General features: G+C 70.9%; 18 protein-coding genes. 10 read left to right on the top strand and 8 right to left on the bottom strand.

Features of this window, described 5'->3' with window-relative positions; genetic code table 11:
* Nucleotide 1 precedes the first annotated feature (1 nt).
* From dprA to AB0K34_RS25180, 3 genes are read right to left on the bottom strand one after another with little or no spacing between them, the layout of a single operon-like run.
* On the bottom strand, nucleotides 2-1,171 hold the full coding sequence (gene dprA, locus AB0K34_RS25190; protein ID WP_138640483.1) for a DNA-processing protein DprA: 1,170 nt from the start codon (nucleotides 1,169-1,171) through the stop codon (nucleotides 2-4).
* Entirely contained in the window at nucleotides 1,168-2,721 is a 1,554-nt protein-coding gene (locus AB0K34_RS25185; RefSeq protein WP_138640482.1) for a YifB family Mg chelatase-like AAA ATPase, read from the bottom strand. The genes dprA and AB0K34_RS25185 overlap by 4 nt, the downstream gene beginning before the upstream one ends.
* On the bottom strand, nucleotides 2,721-3,074 hold the full coding sequence (locus tag AB0K34_RS25180) for a YraN family protein (protein WP_138640481.1): 354 nt from the start codon (nucleotides 3,072-3,074) through the stop codon (nucleotides 2,721-2,723). Before AB0K34_RS25180 ends, AB0K34_RS25185 begins: the two co-directional genes overlap by 1 nt.
* A gap of 157 nt (nucleotides 3,075-3,231) precedes the next feature.
* On the opposite strand from AB0K34_RS25180, the gene AB0K34_RS25175 reads away from it, so the two are divergent.
* Complete coding sequence (locus AB0K34_RS25175) at nucleotides 3,232-4,143, top strand: tyrosine recombinase XerC (protein ID WP_240808407.1); 912 nt, start codon at nucleotides 3,232-3,234, stop codon at nucleotides 4,141-4,143.
* A 108-nt stretch (nucleotides 4,144-4,251) separates the two neighbouring features.
* On the opposite strand, the gene AB0K34_RS25170 is transcribed toward AB0K34_RS25175, so the two are convergent.
* The gene (locus AB0K34_RS25170) at nucleotides 4,252-4,950 is read right to left on the bottom strand and encodes a M23 family metallopeptidase (protein ID WP_138640479.1); all 699 of its coding nucleotides are present in this window, start codon (nucleotides 4,948-4,950) and stop codon (nucleotides 4,252-4,254) included.
* A gap of 387 nt (nucleotides 4,951-5,337) precedes the next feature.
* On the opposite strand from AB0K34_RS25170, the gene rpsB reads away from it, so the two are divergent.
* The 5 genes from rpsB (at nucleotide 5,338) to AB0K34_RS25145 (ending at nucleotide 9,795) form a co-directional block, all read left to right on the top strand.
* Nucleotides 5,338-6,303, top strand: a complete 966-nt coding sequence (rpsB, locus tag AB0K34_RS25165) for a 30S ribosomal protein S2 (protein WP_138640478.1) — start codon at nucleotides 5,338-5,340, stop codon at nucleotides 6,301-6,303.
* An 84-nt stretch (nucleotides 6,304-6,387) separates the two neighbouring features.
* A complete protein-coding gene (gene tsf / locus AB0K34_RS25160) occupies nucleotides 6,388-7,224 on the top strand; it encodes a translation elongation factor Ts (RefSeq protein WP_138640477.1) in 837 nt (278 codons plus the stop codon).
* A 152-nt stretch (nucleotides 7,225-7,376) separates the two neighbouring features.
* Nucleotides 7,377-8,075 carry a UMP kinase gene (pyrH, locus tag AB0K34_RS25155; RefSeq protein WP_240808408.1) on the top strand — a complete coding sequence of 233 codons (699 nt, stop codon included), beginning with the start codon at nucleotides 7,377-7,379 and terminating at the stop codon, nucleotides 8,073-8,075.
* Between the two features lie 74 nt (nucleotides 8,076-8,149).
* Entirely contained in the window at nucleotides 8,150-8,707 is a 558-nt protein-coding gene (frr, locus tag AB0K34_RS25150; protein ID WP_138640485.1) for a ribosome recycling factor, read from the top strand.
* Nucleotides 8,707-9,795, top strand: a complete 1,089-nt coding sequence (locus AB0K34_RS25145; protein WP_364551195.1) for a phosphatidate cytidylyltransferase — start codon at nucleotides 8,707-8,709, stop codon at nucleotides 9,793-9,795. Before frr ends, AB0K34_RS25145 begins: the two co-directional genes overlap by 1 nt.
* On the opposite strand, the gene AB0K34_RS25140 is transcribed toward AB0K34_RS25145, so the two are convergent.
* A complete protein-coding gene (locus AB0K34_RS25140) occupies nucleotides 9,792-10,937 on the bottom strand; it encodes a suppressor of fused domain protein (RefSeq protein ID WP_138641477.1) in 1,146 nt (381 codons plus the stop codon). The two genes, AB0K34_RS25145 and AB0K34_RS25140, sit on opposite strands and share 4 nt — an antisense overlap.
* A 113-nt stretch (nucleotides 10,938-11,050) precedes the next feature.
* On the opposite strand from AB0K34_RS25140, the gene rlmN reads away from it, so the two are divergent.
* The 3 genes from rlmN (at nucleotide 11,051) to AB0K34_RS25125 (ending at nucleotide 13,648) form a co-directional block, all read left to right on the top strand.
* A complete protein-coding gene (rlmN, locus tag AB0K34_RS25135) occupies nucleotides 11,051-12,196 on the top strand; it encodes a 23S rRNA (adenine(2503)-C(2))-methyltransferase RlmN (protein WP_138641478.1) in 1,146 nt (381 codons plus the stop codon).
* A gap of 56 nt (nucleotides 12,197-12,252) precedes the next feature.
* On the top strand, nucleotides 12,253-12,756 hold the full coding sequence (locus AB0K34_RS25130; RefSeq protein ID WP_138641479.1) for a DivIVA domain-containing protein: 504 nt from the start codon (nucleotides 12,253-12,255) through the stop codon (nucleotides 12,754-12,756).
* Nucleotides 12,757-12,820: 64 nt separating this feature from the next.
* A complete protein-coding gene (locus AB0K34_RS25125) occupies nucleotides 12,821-13,648 on the top strand; it encodes a YwqG family protein (RefSeq protein WP_171069446.1) in 828 nt (275 codons plus the stop codon).
* A 307-nt stretch (nucleotides 13,649-13,955) separates the two neighbouring features.
* Here AB0K34_RS25125 and AB0K34_RS25120 read toward each other — a convergent pair whose 3' ends face one another.
* Both AB0K34_RS25120 and AB0K34_RS25115 read right to left on the bottom strand, forming a co-directional pair.
* Nucleotides 13,956-14,651, bottom strand: coding sequence for a hypothetical protein (locus AB0K34_RS25120; RefSeq protein WP_138641481.1), 696 nt, complete (start codon nucleotides 14,649-14,651; stop codon nucleotides 13,956-13,958).
* Complete coding sequence (locus AB0K34_RS25115) at nucleotides 14,648-15,406, bottom strand: ATP-binding cassette domain-containing protein (protein ID WP_138641482.1); 759 nt, start codon at nucleotides 15,404-15,406, stop codon at nucleotides 14,648-14,650. Before AB0K34_RS25115 ends, AB0K34_RS25120 begins: the two co-directional genes overlap by 4 nt.
* Nucleotides 15,407-15,482: 76 nt before the next feature.
* Between AB0K34_RS25115 and AB0K34_RS25110 the strand changes: the two genes are divergently transcribed.
* Entirely contained in the window at nucleotides 15,483-15,944 is a 462-nt protein-coding gene (locus tag AB0K34_RS25110) for an HIT family protein (RefSeq protein ID WP_364551189.1), read from the top strand.
* Here AB0K34_RS25110 and AB0K34_RS25105 read toward each other — a convergent pair.
* Entirely contained in the window at nucleotides 15,931-16,197 is a 267-nt protein-coding gene (locus tag AB0K34_RS25105) for a DUF1778 domain-containing protein (RefSeq protein ID WP_138641863.1), read from the bottom strand. The two genes, AB0K34_RS25110 and AB0K34_RS25105, sit on opposite strands and share 14 nt — an antisense overlap.
* Nucleotides 16,198-16,277: the final 80 nt, after the last annotated feature.

The raw sequence follows: 16,277 nt of genomic DNA, 5'->3' as shown, positions 1-16,277 counted from the left end.
GTCACTTCGGCTCCTCGGGAGACGGAGTCGGGCCCTGCGAGGTTTTTCCGGACTTGGTCAGGCGCCAGCCGGCCGCGGCGCGCTCGATGAAGCCCGCAGCGGACAGTAAGCCCAGCTTGGCGTTGACCGTGGGCAGGTCGACGCCTGCCTTGACGGCGAGCTGCGCGGGGCCGGTCGCGCCGCGGGAGGGGAACGCCTCCAGGACGGTCCGGGTCACCGGTTCGAGCCGGTCGCGGGGGAGGACGGGCGTGTTCGGCGGAGGCGCCAGGTCCGCGCCGATGCGCCCCACCGCCTCGATGATCTCCTCGGGGCGGGTGACCAGCGTGACGCCCTCCTCCCGCAGCAGCCGATGGCAGCCGACCGAGGAGCGTGAGGTGATCGGGCCGGGCACGGCCATGACCACCCGGCCCAGTTTGGACGCCCAGCCGGCGGTGTTCAGGGCGCCGCTGCGGGCCTCGGCCTCGACGATGACCGTGCCGCGGGACAGGGCCGCGATCACCCGGTTCCGGACGAGGAAGCGCAGCCGGTGCGGATGCGTCCCCGGCGGCGACTCGCTGACCAGCAGTGACCGCCGCGCCATCTCGGCGAACAGCCCCTCGTTGGACGCCGGGTAGGGGACGTCGACCCCGTTGGCGAGGACGGCGACGGTGGGGCCGTCGGCGGCCAGCGCGCCTCGGTGGGCGGCCGCGTCGATGCCGAGCGCGCCGCCGGAGACGACCGTCCAGCCGTCATCGGCCAGGTCGGAAGCGAAGTCGGCGGCGGCGCGCAGGCCGTAGGGGGACGCGGCGCGGGAACCGACGATGGCGACCGATCGCAGGCAGGAATAGCGCAGGTCGCCGGGGCCGCGCAGCCACAGCGCGTAGGGGCGTCCGGTGCCGAGGTCGTCGAGGGTCGTCGGCCATTCGGGATCTCCCGGGCAGATGAGGCGTCCGCGGAACCCGGCACAGACGGCCATGTCCTGGTCGGGTTCGGCGGCGATCAGGCGGATCCGCCACTGGTCGAGGCGCTGGACCTCCTTCAAGGTGGCGTCGACGCCGTTGGGGAGGCGGCAGGTGCGGACCGCTTCGAGGGCCCCCTCCGGGCCGCAGTGGTCGATGATCCGGTTGAGGAAGGCGTCGCCGGGCTCCGCGACGGCCGTGAGGGTGGCGCGGGCGGTCCTCTCGTCGCTCATTGGCGCCCCGCCGACCAGAGGGCGAGCGCACCGCCGACGTCGTCCGGGCCGGGCTCGTCATGGCCCGCCAGGTCGGCGATCGTCCAGGCGACCCGCAGGATGCGGTCGAGGCCGCGGGCGCTCAGCGTGCCGCGCTGCAGCGCTTCGTCGGCCGCTCGCATCGCCTCGGCGGACGGTGTGAAGCGCCTGCGCAGCTCCGGGCCGGGAACCTCGGCGTTGGAGCGCCACGGGGTTTCGGCGAGGCGGTGCCGCGTCCGTTCCCTGGCGAGCTGGACGCGTTCGGCGACCACCTTGCTGGACTCGGCGAACTCCAGGTCGTAGCGGAGCTCCGCACGGCTCGCCGGTGTCAGCTCCAGCTTGAGATCGATGCGATCGAGGAGCGGACCCGTCACGCGGCTGGCGTATCGGCGCCGGATGCCGGGCGCGCAGGAGCAGTCGATCTGCTTCGCCGCCGCGCACGGGCACGGGTTCGCCGCGAGGACGAGCGTGAACCGGGCGGGGAAGTGCGCCATGCCCTCGATGCGGGAGATCCGCACCACGCCCTCTTCGAGCGGCTGCCGCAGGGCGTCGAGCGTGCCTCCTTGGAACTCCGGGGCCTCGTCCAGGAAGAGGATCCCTCGGTGGGCGAGGGAGACCGCGCCGGGCTGCAGGACGCGGCCCGACCCGCCGCCGACCATCGATGCCCTGGAGGCGGTGTGGTGCGGGGCGTAGAACGGCGGCTGGGTGATCAGCGGCTGGCCCGGCCGGAGGGTTCCGGCGACCGAGTGGATCGCGGTGACCTCCAGGGCGATCTCCGGCTCCAGGGGCGGCATCAGGGTCGGCAGCCGCTCCGCGAGCATCGTCTTGCCGCACCCCGGGGGCCCGGCGAAGAACAGGTGGTGGCCGCCCGCCGCGCTGATCTCCAGCGCCCGGCGGGCCTCGGCCTGCCCCCGGACGTCGGCCAGGTCGAGGTCGGGCGGGATCTCCTGCTGCCGGATGGCGTAGCCGTCCGCGGGGATGGCGAAGTCGTCCTCCTCGTCGTCTTCGATCGGCGGCGGCTCGTCGCGCAGGATGCACAGCAGGCCGCGCAGCGTGCCTGCGGACACGACCTGCATGTCGGGGACGAGTTCGGCCTCGGCGGCGTTGGCCTGCGGCACGACGACCGTGCGGCACCCCCTGTTGGCGGCGGCCAGCACGGCGGGCAGGATGCCCTGGATCGGGCGGATGCGGCCGTCCAAGCCGAGCTCCCCGATCAGTACCAGCCCCGCGCAACTGCGCGGCGGGACGACCTCCGCCGCCGCGAGCAGCGCTATCGCGATGGCGAGGTCGAAGGTCGATCCCTTCTTCGGCATGCTCGCCGGAAAGAGCGACACCGTGACATGTCGATTTGGCCAATCTTCGCCGGAATTGAAGATGGCGGCGCGGACGCGGTCACGGGCCTCGCTAAGGGCCGTGTCGGGGAGGCCGACCAGGTGCAGGCCGGGGACGCCGCTGGTGATCGCCGCCTCCACGTCGACGACGAAGCCGTCCACGCCGACCAGGGACACCGAGCGGGTCTTGGCGAGCGTCATCAGCAGACCTCCCGCAGGTGGTCGATCGAGAACCCGTCGCCGTCGCAGGTCAGCCCGAGGACGTCCACCCGTATGAGCGCACCGCTGACCCCCTGAGACGCGGCCCACCGCAATGCGAGCCGCCGTAACCGGGCCGCCTTCTCGGCGGTGACCGCTTCGACCGGATCGCCGAACCGTGCCGAGCGGCGGGTCTTGACCTCGCAGACGATGTGCCTGCGGCCGTCGTGGGCGACGATGTCGAGTTCGCCCTCGGAACAGCGCCAGTTGCGGTCGAGGATCTTCCAGCCGAGGCCGGCGAGGTAGTCGGCCGCGGCCGCTTCGCCGCGTCGGCCGAGCCTGATGTGAGCCTTCATGGATGCCTCACCTCCGGCCAATGACGTTGCCGGGCTATGACTTTGCGTGACGAAAGAATGACTACTTGTGGATAACCCGGCTGGAGATCACGGCAGTTTGCGCGAAAGCGCAGGTCGGTGCTTGCGCCGGCCGGGCCGTTGGCGCAGCGTGACGGCTGTGACCAACGCGCTGGAGGACGCCGTAGCCGCGTTCGGCCGCCATCTCCGCGCCGAACGCGACGTTTCGCCGCACACGCTGCGGGCCTACCTGGGAGATCTGTCCGACCTGTGCGCCTATGTCGCCGTCGCCGGGGTCAGTGACCCCGCTGAACTGGACATCTCGATACTCCGGGCCTGGCTCGCGCGTCAGCATGCGCTGGGACGCTCCCGTGCGACTCTGGCCCGCCGCACGGCCGCCGCCCGCGCCTTCACCCGGCACCTGCACCGGCGCGGGCTCCTTAGGGACGATCCCGGGCTGCTTCTGGGGACACCGAAACGGCAGCGCGATCTCCCCAGCGTCCTCACGCAGGGCGATGCGGCGCGGCTGCTCGACACGATGGACGCTCAAGGCCCCCTCGGGCTCCGTGATCTGGCCGTGCTGGAGGTGCTCTACGGGACGGGCGTCCGCGTCAGCGAACTGTGCGGGCTCGACATCGACGACCTGGACACCGGGCGCGCGACCGTCCGCGTCCTTGGCAAGGGTGGACGCGAACGTGTAGTCCCGGTGGGAGAGCCGGCCGTCCGTGCCGTCCAGGACTGGCTGCGCGCAGGACGCCCCGCCTTCGCTACGGAGGACAGCGGCCCAGCGCTCTTCCTGGGCGTGCGAGGCGGACGCCTCCATCCGACGAGCGCACGCCGTATCGTCCACGCGCGGATCTCCGAAGTGGGCGAAGTCCCCGACCTGAGCCCCCACGGACTACGCCACAGCGCCGCGACCCACCTCCTGGAAGGCGGCGCCGACCTGCGGAGCGTCCAGGAGATCCTCGGCCACGCCTCCCTCCAGACCACCCAGCTCTACACCCACGTTTCGGCCGAGCGGCTGAAACAGGTCCACCGCCAGGCCCACCCCCGCGGCGCCCAACCCGACTGAGGACCCGGTGTGCGCCCTGCCCAGCGGCACGCAGCTGCCGCCCGGGTTCGGTGCGCGGAAGCCGGGCGGGCGGCAGCGTTCGGGGGTGGATTGTGGACGCGAGCAGCGTCAGGGGGTGCGGCGCAGGCGGCGTTCTTGGGCGAGGTCGATCACGCCCGGCGGGGGACGGCGGCGGTGGCGGCGGAAGCGGAAGCGGCGCCATGCGAAGGCCACGGACAGTGTCAGCGCCATGCCCGTCAGCGCGCCGCCCGTCGCCGTGGTGGCGTCGCGCAAGACGAAGCGGGTGGTGGGCTCCTCCGGGGCGGCGCCTTGGGACGGAGCGGCGCTGCGGGACGGCGCGGGCTGCGTCCAGCGAGGAAGGAGGCGCACCTGGCGCCGGACGAGGCTGATCGGATCCAGGTACAGGCCACCGCGGCGCAGGCCCCAGTGCAGGCAGGGGACGCGGCAGTGGTGCAGCCCGTTCTCCAGGACGCCGATCCGGGCTCCGGAAGTGACGTGGCTCCCCACATGCACGCTGGGGACGACGGGCAGGTACGTCGTGCGCAGCAGACCGTGATCGATCGCCACGACGCCGCGTCCGGCCAGGCGGTGGGCGTAGGAGACGCGGCCCGGTGCGGCGGCGTGGACGGCCTGCCCGGGGCGCCCCGCGAGGTCGACGCCGCGGTGGCCGGCGCCCCACGGCGTCGACGGCGGCGAGAAGGCCCGGACGACCTGCGGCGCGGGCGGACCTAACGGCCAGCGCCAGGCGTCCAGGCCCGGTGCGCCGATGGTGATCATGCAGGTGAGCAGCAGTGTGAGCAGCGTCATGCAGCGCAGCCTGCCGGGCCGGGGCCACCGGGTCGATACGTTCGCCGGACTGTGGATAACCGCCCCGGCCGTTGATGCCCGGACGCCTCGGCGCCCTGATAATCTGTAGGCGTGCCCGAAAGGACACCGGCCAGGGCCAGGCCGTCATCGACCCGCCTCCGGGCGGGGAGACGAGAAGCCGCTCCCGGAACGGACAGGCCCAGACCCGGCAACGGGCCAGCCGCCTGGGATGCCCATGGCGGCTGATTTCACGCGTCCGCATGCCACCGAAGTGCTTGGTGGGGCGCAGTCCCTCGGTCCGTCGCCTCGGCGACGGTGGGACGGCACCCGGGCGCAGGCAGACAACCAAATGCGGCCCGGCAGGGCCAGAGAAGGAGAGCACGGGCAATGGCACCCGTCGTCACCATGCGGCAGCTCCTTGAGAGCGGCGTCCACTTCGGCCACCAGACCCGCCGGTGGAACCCGAAGATGAAGCGCTTCATCCTCACCGAGCGCAACGGCATCTACATCATCGACCTGCAGCAGTCGCTGTCCTACATCGACCGCGCGTTCGAGTTCGTCAAGGCCACCGTGGCCCACGGCGGCACGATCCTGTTCGTCGGCACCAAGAAGCAGGCCCAGGAGTCCATCGCCGAGCAGGCGGCCCGGGTCGGCATGCCCTACGTGAACCAGCGCTGGCTGGGCGGCATGCTCACGAACTTCTCCACCGTCCACAAGCGTCTCACCCGGCTCAAGGAGCTGGAGGAGATCAACTACGACGACGTGGCCGGCTCCGGCATGACCAAGAAGGAGCTCCTCGGCCTGCGCCGCGAGAAGGACAAGCTGGAGCGCACCCTCGGCGGTATCCGCGACATGGCGAAGGTTCCGAGCGCCATCTGGATCGTGGACACCAAGAAGGAGCACATCGCGGTCAACGAGGCCAAGAAGCTCGGCATCCCGGTCGTCGCGATCCTCGACACCAACTGCGACCCCGACGAGGTCGACTACCCGGTCCCCGGCAACGACGACGCCATCCGCAGCGTCAGCCTGCTGACCCGCGTGGTGGCCGACTCCGTCGCCGACGGTCTGCTCGCCCGCGCGGGCGCCGCGACCGGCGGGGACGAGAAGCCGGCCGAGCAGGCGGCGGGCGCCGCCGAGCCGCTGGCCGAGTGGGAGCGCGACCTGCTGGAGAACAAGCAGGCCGAGGCCCCGGCGGACGCCGCCGCGAGCGCCGAGGCCGCGCCGGCCGCCGCGCCCGCCGAGGAGTCCGCTCCGGCCGAGCAGGCCCAGCCCGAGCAGGCTCAGCCTGAGCAGGCGCAGGCCGAGCAGGCGCCGGAGGCGGCTCCGCAGGCCGCCGAGGCCGAGCAGGCTTGATCCCGCGGTCCCGGCGGCCCCCGCGCGGGGCCGCCGGGACCGTCGCGGGTCCCACGACCAACGACGAGAGAAGCGAAGAGAGCGATGGCCAACTTCACCGCCGCTGACGTCAAGCGGCTCCGCGACCTGACCGGCTCCGGCATGATGGCCGTGAAGAACGCCCTCACCGAGGCGGACGGCGACTTCGAGAAGGCGACCGAGCTGCTGCGTCTCAAGGGCGCCAAGGACGTCGGCAAGCGCGCCGAGCGCACCGCCGCCAACGGCCTCGTCGCCGAGCACTTCAACGGCTCGGGCGACGGCTCGCTGCTGGAGCTCAACTGCGAGACCGACTTCGTCGCCAAGAACGCGCAGTTCATCGAGCTGGCCCAGCGCCTTGTCGAGTTCGCCGCCGGCAGCGGCGCCGCCGACGCCGCCGCGCTGCTCGGCGCCGAGATCGAGCCCGGCAAGACCGTCCAGGCCCTGATCGAGGAGAACAGCGCCAAGATCGGCGAGAAGCTGGAGCTGCGCCGCTTCGCCCACTTCCAGGGCGCGTACGTGGCCAGCTACCTGCACAAGTCCGACCCGTCCCTGCCGCCGACCACCGGTGTGCTGGTCGAACTGGACAGCGAGAACGCCGAGGTCGCCAAGGACATCGCGCAGCAGATCGCCGCGATGGCGCCGAAGTACCTCACCCGCGAGGAGATCCCCGCCGAGGCGATCGAGAAGGAGCGGGCGCTCGCCGAGCAGCTCACCCGCGACGAGGGCAAGCCCGAGCAGGCCATCCCCAAGATCGTCGAGGGCCGGGTGAACGCCTACTTCCGCGATTTCGTCCTCGTGGAGCAGGCGTTCGTGAAGGACAACAAGAAGACGATCGCCAAGGTCCTCGACGAGGCCGGGGTGAAGGTCGTCCGCTTCGCCCGCTTCAAGGTCGGGCAGGCGTAAGGGCACTCTGGAGACGGGTACCCGAGACATCGCAACGCAACGAGGAGGCCGCCGACGTGCCGGACAAGACGACCACTAGCGCGACGGCGGCCTCGTCGTCCGCCGGGCACGCGCCCGGCGGGCACGCGCCGCGTGCCGGCTGGAAGCGGGTCCTGCTGAAGCTCTCGGGCGAGGCGTTCGCCGGACGCGACCCGCTCGGCATCGACCCCGCGGTCGTCCAGCACGTCGCCGAGGCCATCGCCGAGGCCGTCCGGGACGGCGTGCAGGTGGCGGTCGTCTGCGGCGGCGGCAACATGTTCCGCGGCGCCGTCATGGCCGAACGCGGCATGGACCGCGGCCGCGCCGACTACATGGGCATGATCGGCACCGTCATCAACTGCCTCGCCCTGCAGGACTTCCTGGAGAAGCTCGGGCTGGACACGCGGGTGCAGACCGCCATCACCATGAGCCAGGTGGCCGAGCCTTACATCCCGAGGCGCGCCATACGGCACCTGGAGAAGGGCCGCGTGGTCATCTTCGGCGCGGGCCTCGGACAGCCCTTCTTCTCCACCGACACCACCGCCGCCCAGCGCGCGCTGGAGATCGGTGCGGAAGCGGTGCTGAAGGCGACGCAGGTGGACGGTGTGTACGACGCCGATCCACGAAAGAATCCAGACGCGGTCAAGTTCGACCGTTTGGATTACGGTGAAGTTCTACAGCGGGGCCTGAAGGTCATGGACGCCACGGCCATCAGTCTCTGCATGGACAACGCGCTCCCCATCGTGGTCTTCGATCTCATGGGGCAGGGCAACATCGTCCGGGCCGTCCGGGGTGAGAAGATCGGCACGCTGGTCAGCCCGGCCCAGGGCTGACCGCAGTCCGCGCCGGTGCCCAGCGCACCGTGCAACCGCAGGAGCAGGGCCGACCAGATGACATGGGAGTCACAGTGATCGACGAGACCCTCCTCGAGGCCGAGGAGAAGATGGAGAAGGCGGTCGCGGTCGCCAAGGAGGACTTCCAGGCCATCCGCACCGGCCGGGTCACCCCCGCGATGTTCAACAAGATCACCGCCGAGTACTACGGGACGCCGACGCCGATCAACCAGCTCGCGTCGTTCACGCTGCCCGAGCCGCGGATGGTCATCGTCCAGGTGTTCGACAAGTCGTCCACGCAGGCGGTGGAGAAGGCGATCCGCGACAGCGACCTCGGCGTCAACCCGACGAACGACGGCAACGTGATCCGGGTCGTGTTCCCCGAGCTGTCGGAGGAGCGCCGCCGGGACCTCATCAAGGTCGCCGGGACGAAGGCGGAGGAGAGCCGGGTCTCCATCCGCAACATCCGGCGCCGCGCCAAGGACGCCCTCGACAAGCTCGCCAAGGACGGCGAGGCCGGTGAGGACGAGGTGCGGCGTGCCGAGAAGGAGCTCGACGACACGACGCATCGCTACGTGGCGCAGATCGACGAGCTGCTCGAGCACAAGAAGGCCGAACTGCTCGAAGTTTGATGGAACGCGACGACGCCGGGGAGCCCGTCGGCTCCCCGGACGAGCCGGAGGCCCACATGGCCGGCCCACCCCCCGGAGAAGCTCTGGACTCGCCCTCTGAGCAGGACGGATCCGTTGAGCAGGCGCCCTCGGCGGACGTTCCGTCCGCCGGCGCCACCGCCGCGGTGCCCCCTGAGGCGTCCCCCGGGACGCCCGCCGACACGTCCCCCGCATCCCCCGATGCACCCGCTGGGATCTCCTCTGGGACGCCCTCCGAGCCCCCTGGGGGCAAGCGGGAGAGCAAGACCGGCCGCAACCTGCCACTCGCCATCGGCGTCGGCGTCGGCCTGGGCTCGCTCGTTCTGCTGTCGCTCTACACCGTCAAGGAGATCTTCCTTGGCGTGATGGTCGTGTTCCTCTTCCTCGGCATGCGGGAGCTGACCGAGGCGCTCAAGAGCCGCGACATCCGTGTCCCGTTCATTCCGGTCGCGACCGGAATGGTCGGTACTCCGGTCGTCGCGTACGTGTGGGGCCCCACGGCCGCTGTGGCGGCAGTGTCCCTCACGGTGCTGGCCCTGCTGATGACGCGGATGACCGAAGGCGCCGACGGGTACGTGCGCGACGTCGCCGCAGGGTCGCTCGTGGCCGGCTACCTGGTGCTGATGGGCGGCATCGTCGCCCTGCTCATGCGCCCGGACGACGGCGACCACCGCATCGTCGTCTTCATCGCCACGACCGTCGCCAGCGACATCGGCGGCTACTTCGCCGGGTCCTTCCTCGGCAAGCACAAGCTGGCCCCCACGATCAGCCCCAAGAAGACCTGGGAGGGCGTCACCGGTTCGGCGATCACCTGCATGGCGGTCGGCGGGTGGCTGGTCTGGTGGCTGCTGGACGGCGGCCAGGTGTGGCAGGGCGTGCTCATCGGGCTCGCCGCCGTGGTCACCGCGACCGCCGGCGACCTCGTCGAGTCGATGATCAAGCGGGACCTCGGCATCAAGGACATGGGAACGCTCCTTCCCGGCCACGGCGGGGTGATGGACCGCCTCGACTCGCTGGTCGCGACGGCCCCCGTTGTGTGGCTTCTCTTGGAGCTGTTCCTGCCGAGCTAGGAGATGACCCAGGAACGGCCCTGGTGCGCTAGGCGCCGTATGAGCGCGTCCGAGCCCTCGCTCTTCGCGTAGCGGTGGTCCTCACCGGTGATGGGTACGAGCCACAGCCACCGGACGGCGTCGCCGTTGAGCGTGAGGCCGGTCATCCCGGGGGCTGCAGGGCCGGCCAAACGGGTCGGGTCGTCCAGGAGCAGGACGCCCTCCCAGGACGACTCGCCACTGCTCAGCGGGAACGTGCGGGCCTCGTGGTACCACTTCACGACGTCCCCTGGGGCGAACCAGGTCACCGACCGCCATGGGTACTGGGCCAGCCAGGGGAAGATGCTGCCGGCCTTCTGGCTGGGCAGTGTGCTGGCGACGGCGAGTTCGATCCGCCCATAGGGGGCGACGTCGTCTTCGTACAGTTCGACCGTGGGCATGCGCTGGCGGCTCATCCCGACGGTGCTCAGGACGGTGAAGTCCCGGTCGCTCCTTGCCGGACGCTCCGAAACGCCTACGGTCGGGTAGGCCGCCGCCCTGCCGCCCGCCAGTTGCCGTCCTACGTCGTGCCAGTAGTGGCCACTTGGGCCGAGACGTTGCAGCAAGTGGCCGAGTATCGACTGCTGGAACTCCGCCCAGGAACCGTCGGCGCGGCACCGCTTCCAGTGCTCGCGCGCCTGCTCGATGCGCGGCCCGAAGTCCTCGATCTCCTCGTCCAGCGGGAACGCGAAGGGGCTCTGGCGCGCCGCGTCGCGCGCGTATCCGGGGATGCCGCGCCCCATGTCCGACCATCCGGGGATCACGAACAGCGGATCGCCCGCCTCGAGGACGGCGACACCGTCGCCCTCCTCGAACCACACGACCTCCAGGGAATCGCCGTCCAGCGCCTTGCGTCCGGACGGGTGGCGCACGTGGGATTCCGGCAGGAGGGGCGGGTCTCCCGTGTCCAGGCGGGACTGGTCCAGTTCCTGAGGGGCCTTGCGGTGGTTCGCGACCCAAGTGGCCCCGACCACGGAGTCGCGCGCGTCCTTCAGATAGGCCGCGGTGACGTCGCCGTCGGTCTCGACGACGAGCCGCCGACTGCCGTACGGGCTCGCCGCGGCGTGGACGAGCTTGGCCGCGGACCCACGGGACGAGACACCGCCCCTACGCAAAACCGACATGATCGAGACCTTAGTCCTACACAAGGTCATGTGCAGGAATGTCGTCTTACGCGTCGGGGCGCCGCCCGTGGACGGACGATGCACAGGCCGGTGTTTGCGACACTGGGAGGACCATGTCTACGACCCAGCCCGCCACGACCGGTGCCGCGCCCAAGAAGACCCCGGCGAAGCTCGTCTTCGCCGCGCCCAGGCGCGGCAAGCCGCCGAGGCACCTCGCCGACCTCACCAGCGCGGAGCGCCGCGAAGCGGTCACCGAGCTGGGGGAGAAGCCGTTCCGCGCGGACCAGCTGTCACGGCACTACTTCACCCGCCTGGTGGACGACCCCGCCGAGATGACGGATCTGCCGGCCGCCGTCCGCGAACGCCTGGTCTCCGAGCTTCTGCCCTCGCTGCTGACCCCCGTCCGCGAACTGGACTGCGACGGTGGGACGACCCTCAAGACGGTCTGGAAGGCCTTCGACGGCGTCCTGTTCGAGTCGGTGCTGATGCGCTACCCGGACCGGGCCACGATGTGCGTCTCGTCCCAGGCAGGTTGTGGCATGAACTGCCCCTTCTGTGCGACCGGGCAGGCGGGACTGACACGCAACCTCTCCACCGCCGAGATAGTCGAGCAGGTCGCCGCCGGCGCGCGCGCACTCGCGCGCGGGCGCATCCCCGGTGGGCCCGGTCGGGTCTCCAACATCGTCTTCATGGGCATGGGCGAGCCCTTGGCCAACTACAAGGCGGTCATTGGCGCGGTACGCCGGATCACAGATCCGGCACCCGCCGGCCTGGGCATCTCCCAGCGTTCGGTGACCGTCTCCACGGTCGGGCTCGTTCCGGCGATCGAGAAGCTCGCCGCCGAGGACATGTCCGTCCGGCTGGCGGTGTCCTTGCACGCGCCTGACGACGAGCTGAGGGACGACCTCGTCCCCATCAACAACCGCTGGAAGGTGTCCGAGGTCCTGGACGCGGCATGGGCCTATGCCGACCGCAGCGGGCGCCGCGTGTCGATCGAGTACGCCCTCATCAAGGACGTCAACGACCAGGCGTGGCGGGCGGACCTTCTCGGCAGGCTCTTGCGCGGGAATCTCGTTCACGTCAATCTGATCCCGTTGAATCCGACGCCGGGTTCCAAGTGGACCGCCTCCCGGCCCGAGGACGAGCGCGAGTTCGTCCGCCGCCTGGAGGCCCACGGGGTCCCGGTCACGGTGCGCGACACTCGGGGCAGGGAGATCGACGGGGCCTGCGGCCAGCTCGCCGCGTCGACCAGGGACTGAGCGCGCCGCGGGCGTGCCCCTCGCGTCCCGCGCGCGGGGTGAGGAGCACGGTACCGGTGAGGACGAGCGCGCGATTGCCGGTGGTCATGCGCGGCTATGACCGGCACCAGGTCGACACCCTGCTGCGGCGGGTCGCGCAGGCGCTGGACGGCGGGCCTCCGGTCTCCGTGGAGGAGGTGCGCGCGACGCGCTTCGACGTCGTCCTGCGCGGTTACGACCACCGCGCGGTGGACGAACTGCTGCGCGAGTGCATCAGGGAGCTCCAGGCTCGGGGACCGATCGCGGAACGCCCCGGGCGCCCGCGCGCGCAGCCGTCCTGGCTGATCAACTGGATCCAGAACGCCCGGTTCTCCAGCGCCGGCCTGCGCACCGGCTACGACGTTCGGGACGTGGACGCCTTCCTGGACCGCGTCGTCGCCGGCCTGCGCGGGTCCGCCCCGCCGGTGAGCGCCCGCGATGTACGGGAATGCGCCTTCCGGGTCGTCCGGCTGGGGCCCGGTTACGACGAGCAGGAGGTCGACCGCTTCCTGGTGCAGCTCGCCTCCGCCCTGGAACGCTGACCGAAGTTATCCACAATTTCGGCGGATGCTGCGCACCCCGCCCCGCCCGCGTCACGCTACGTGCATGGACGATCTCATCGCGCATTTCCGCCGGCTCCGCCTCCTCCTCGAAGCCTTCCTCTCACCGGAGATCACGGCCGTCCTGCTGCCGCTGGCCAAGCCGGCGCTGCGACTCGGCGCCGGCGACGGGGTGCCCGTCCACCTCGGCGGCGCGCCGCTCCTCCCGCCGGGGGAGACGTGGCCGGAGTGGAACGGCCGCCCCCTCGACTTCCTCGGCGCGATCGATTTCGCCGACCTCGCGGGCTTCGGCAAGATCCCCGGCATTCCCGCCACCGGCACGACCGCGTTCTACTACGCCACCGAGATCCCGCGCCCCTGGGGCAACGAGCCCGCCCACCGGGACGGCTGGCGCGTCTTCACCGGCACCCTCCGAGAGGCGACGCCACCGCCCAAGACGACCACGCCCCCCAAGATCACCCTGAACGCCACCCCGTTCCTCTCCCTGCCCTCACCCCAGGAGCCCGCCGTCCAGCGCCTGGAGAACATCTACAGCGGGGTGCTGCCCGTGTACGTGCAACTCCACGCCGCGTGGACGCGCCACACATGGCCGGACGACACGCCGGCACACCAACTCGGGGGATGGCCCGCCCTCGTCCAACGCCCCCTGGGCCCCGACTGCCTGTACGCCTCGACGGGCCGCACTTTGACGTCCCTCCAGTCCCCGGCGCTCACGCCTGATGAGCAGCGCACCGTAGAGGAGTGGCAGCTCCTGCTCCAGCTCGACTCCGACCCTCGCCTTGGCTGGTACTGGGGCGACCCGGGCCGCGTCTACTTCTGCAACCGCCAGAACACCCCTCTGGAGGAAACCTGGCTGAGCCTTCAAGCCGCCTGAGGCACCCAAACCAAGACCGCCCCCGCCGAAACAGCCTCCTCAGGCAACACCGACCGGAAGGCATCCACAAACAGCGGTGTGAGGGTTGGGTTCGCTATGGCGCTGTTAGGGACGGGTGCGGTTACTGAGTGAGTCGCACAGGGGGACTGCCCATGTGGCTGCGTGGGCCGCCCGGCTTCTCCGGGTTCTTCATCGTCGGGCGGGGGTCGACGGGCCACCGTCAACCGGAGGGCAGGCGTCTTCGCCCGCGCCGCGAGGAGCGTTGCGCTTGCTGTGCGTGGTGAAGTGCCACCCGGAGCTAAACGCTCTACGTGGCTGCGGTGCGGCGGGCAACCGTGAGGTAGAAGAGGCCGACGACCAGAGACCAGATGAGTAGGTGCAGGGCTATGGCGGGGAAGTCGGAAATGAAGGTGTCAGGGCCGTCATGGGCCGCGCGCAACCATTCGATCATCGGGACGGAGAGCCAGGCCAGCGGGCCGATGCCGAGGAGGAGAATCGCGACGGCGCCGCCGAGGAGCGTGAGCAGCGAGACACCCGGGTCGGGGATGAGGGCGCGGCTCGTGCAGGCACCGAGCAGAGTCCCCGGGACGGCGACAAGGACGTTCAGCCCGAGACCCATCAAGACGGCCGAGCCGGGAGAGCCGGCTTGGACGGCGTGCAGGAGAGGGACGGCCAAGGCGACGGCGCCCAGGCAGAGGTTCACGCCGTAGGCGGCGAGGAGCCCCGCCCAGACGGGGATGGACGGGCGGCGGACGGCGGTCGCCGTCAGGGCCCGCTGTTCGTCGGGCGCGGTGTCGAGCAACGCGCGCGCAGCCCAGGCCCACACGGGGAACATGACGGCCGCCACGTCCGCGAAGGTCATGGCGGCGAGGTCGGCGGCATCGGGCCCGCTCGGTCCCTGGAAGAGGACAAGCGCCACGAAGAGGAACACGAGGATGAGGGGGTGCAGGACGCGCAGCGAACGGACGTAGCCCGCGACCTGGAACCGGACGAGCGCGATCACCTTTCGGGCCTCCGCACTCGATAGCCGTCCGCGCGCAGCTTGGTCTCCACGGTGTCGGCCTCGTCTTCGGGCACTTCCACCTCGAGGACGGTCCACTCGTCGCTCTCGCCGATCTTGCCGCTCTCGCCGGTCTTGTCGCTCTCGTTGGTCTCGCCGGCGAGGCGGGTCACCGATGCGTCGGCCACCCGCAGCCGGTCGATGCCGGGCAGGGTCTCGATGCAGCGCTGGTGGTCGCTGACGACCACGGTGGTGCCGCCGGCGGCGAGTTCGGAGATCAGCGCGGGGAGTTCATCGCGAGTGACCGCGTCCAGGCCCGCGAAGGGTTCGTCCAGGACCAGGAGTTGCGGGTCGCCCATGAGGGCCTGCGCGAGCCCGACCTTCTGGGCGCTGCCCTTCGACAGTTCGGAGAGCCGCACATCGAGGAGGTGGTCGAAGCGGAGCCGCTCCGACCACGCACTGACCGCGTCCTCCGGCACCCCGCGGATGGCGGCCATGTGCCCCAGGTACCCGCGCACACTGAACGGCTGGTCCACAGGGAAACGCTCGGGCGCGTACCCGACTCGCGCCGGCCGCTCCATGACGACGCCCCCACGCGGCCTCCGCAATCCGGCGATCACACGGAGCAGCGTCGATTTCCCGGCACCGTTGTGGCCGGTCACTTCGGTGACGCTTCCCGCGGAGAGGGCCAGGGTGACATCCCTGAGCACCCAGGGGTCCCTCCGCCGGTAACGAAAGGCGACGTTCTCCAGCCGCATGAACACCACACCGTAGGCGCACCCCCATAAGGACGCCGTTAACCGGTCACCGCGTCCGCGTGGGGGAGTTTGGGACTTGGCTTCTTCCTGGCTGGCGGCGGTGGGGGAGGATGGGGGGATGGGTGGGTGTGTGTTCTGCGAAGTCGTCAAAGGGGAGCGGGCGGCGCATGTGGTGCTGGACGAGCCCGATGTGATGGCGTTCCTTGATGCGCGGCCCCTGTTCAAGGGCCATACGCTGCTGGTGCCGCGGGAGCATTATGAGACGCTCACCGATCTGCCCGGGGAGTTCCTCGGGCCGTTCTTCGGGTATGCGCAGCGGCTCGCGGGGGCGATGGAGTCGGTGCTCGGTGCGGCCGGGTCGTTCGTGGCGATGAACAACCGGGTCAGTCAGAGCGTGCCGCACCTGCATGTGCACGTGGTCCCGCGCAACCGCAAGGACGGGTTGCGCGGGTTCTTCTGGCCGAGGCAGAAGTACGCGTCGGACGCGGAGGCGGCCGAGTACGCCGAGCGCTTGGGCGGGGCTCTCAGCTCAGGTTGACCGCGGGTGCGGCCAGGGCCGTCAGGACGGCGGTGCAGGGGGCGGCCATGTCCGGCTCGGGCGGCGCCTCCTGGGCGGCCGCGTGTTCGTAGAGGTCGCGTTCGGCCCGGTCCAGGGCCGTGGACAGGACGTAGTCGGTGACCGTCCAGCCGATCAGCTCCGCCGCCTTGCGGATCACGAGGTACTGGTCGGCGGAGGTCGGGAAGGCGATGCGCTCGGTGGCGGGAAGGTCCTGGCGGACCGGCTCGGGCATGGCCGATCTCCCTCCTTACGGCATCTCAACGTACGCCGTGCGGTGGTGCCGGGACATCCCCATTGAGAACGAGAAGTGCG

The sequence above is a fragment of the Actinomadura sp. NPDC049382 genome, assembly GCF_040677125.1.
Lineage (GTDB): Bacteria > Actinomycetota > Actinomycetes > Streptosporangiales > Streptosporangiaceae > Spirillospora > Spirillospora geliboluensis.
The sequence above is the reverse complement of the archived record's forward strand: the minus strand, read 5'-3'. Positions and strand labels throughout refer to the sequence as shown.

Coding starts and splice junctions, on each gene's coding strand:
- rpsB (WP_138640478.1), top strand. CDS start 5,338: ATGGCACCCGTCGTCACCATGCGGCAGCTCCTTGAGAGCGGCGTCCAC.
- AB0K34_RS25115 (WP_138641482.1), bottom strand. CDS start 15,406: ATGCGGCTGGAGAACGTCGCCTTTCGTTACCGGCGGAGGGACCCCTGG.
- AB0K34_RS25140 (WP_138641477.1), bottom strand. CDS start 10,937: ATGTCGGTTTTGCGTAGGGGCGGTGTCTCGTCCCGTGGGTCCGCGGCC.
- dprA (WP_138640483.1), bottom strand. CDS start 1,171: ATGAGCGACGAGAGGACCGCCCGCGCCACCCTCACGGCCGTCGCGGAG.
- tsf (WP_138640477.1), top strand. CDS start 6,388: ATGGCCAACTTCACCGCCGCTGACGTCAAGCGGCTCCGCGACCTGACC.
- AB0K34_RS25105 (WP_138641863.1), bottom strand. CDS start 16,197: ATGCCCGAGCCGGTCCGCCAGGACCTTCCCGCCACCGAGCGCATCGCC.
- AB0K34_RS25180 (WP_138640481.1), bottom strand. CDS start 3,074: ATGAAGGCTCACATCAGGCTCGGCCGACGCGGCGAAGCGGCCGCGGCC.
- AB0K34_RS25185 (WP_138640482.1), bottom strand. CDS start 2,721: ATGACGCTCGCCAAGACCCGCTCGGTGTCCCTGGTCGGCGTGGACGGC.
- rlmN (WP_138641478.1), top strand. CDS start 11,051: ATGTCTACGACCCAGCCCGCCACGACCGGTGCCGCGCCCAAGAAGACC.
- AB0K34_RS25145 (WP_364551195.1), top strand. CDS start 8,707: ATGGAACGCGACGACGCCGGGGAGCCCGTCGGCTCCCCGGACGAGCCG.
- AB0K34_RS25170 (WP_138640479.1), bottom strand. CDS start 4,950: ATGACGCTGCTCACACTGCTGCTCACCTGCATGATCACCATCGGCGCA.
- AB0K34_RS25125 (WP_171069446.1), top strand. CDS start 12,821: ATGGACGATCTCATCGCGCATTTCCGCCGGCTCCGCCTCCTCCTCGAA.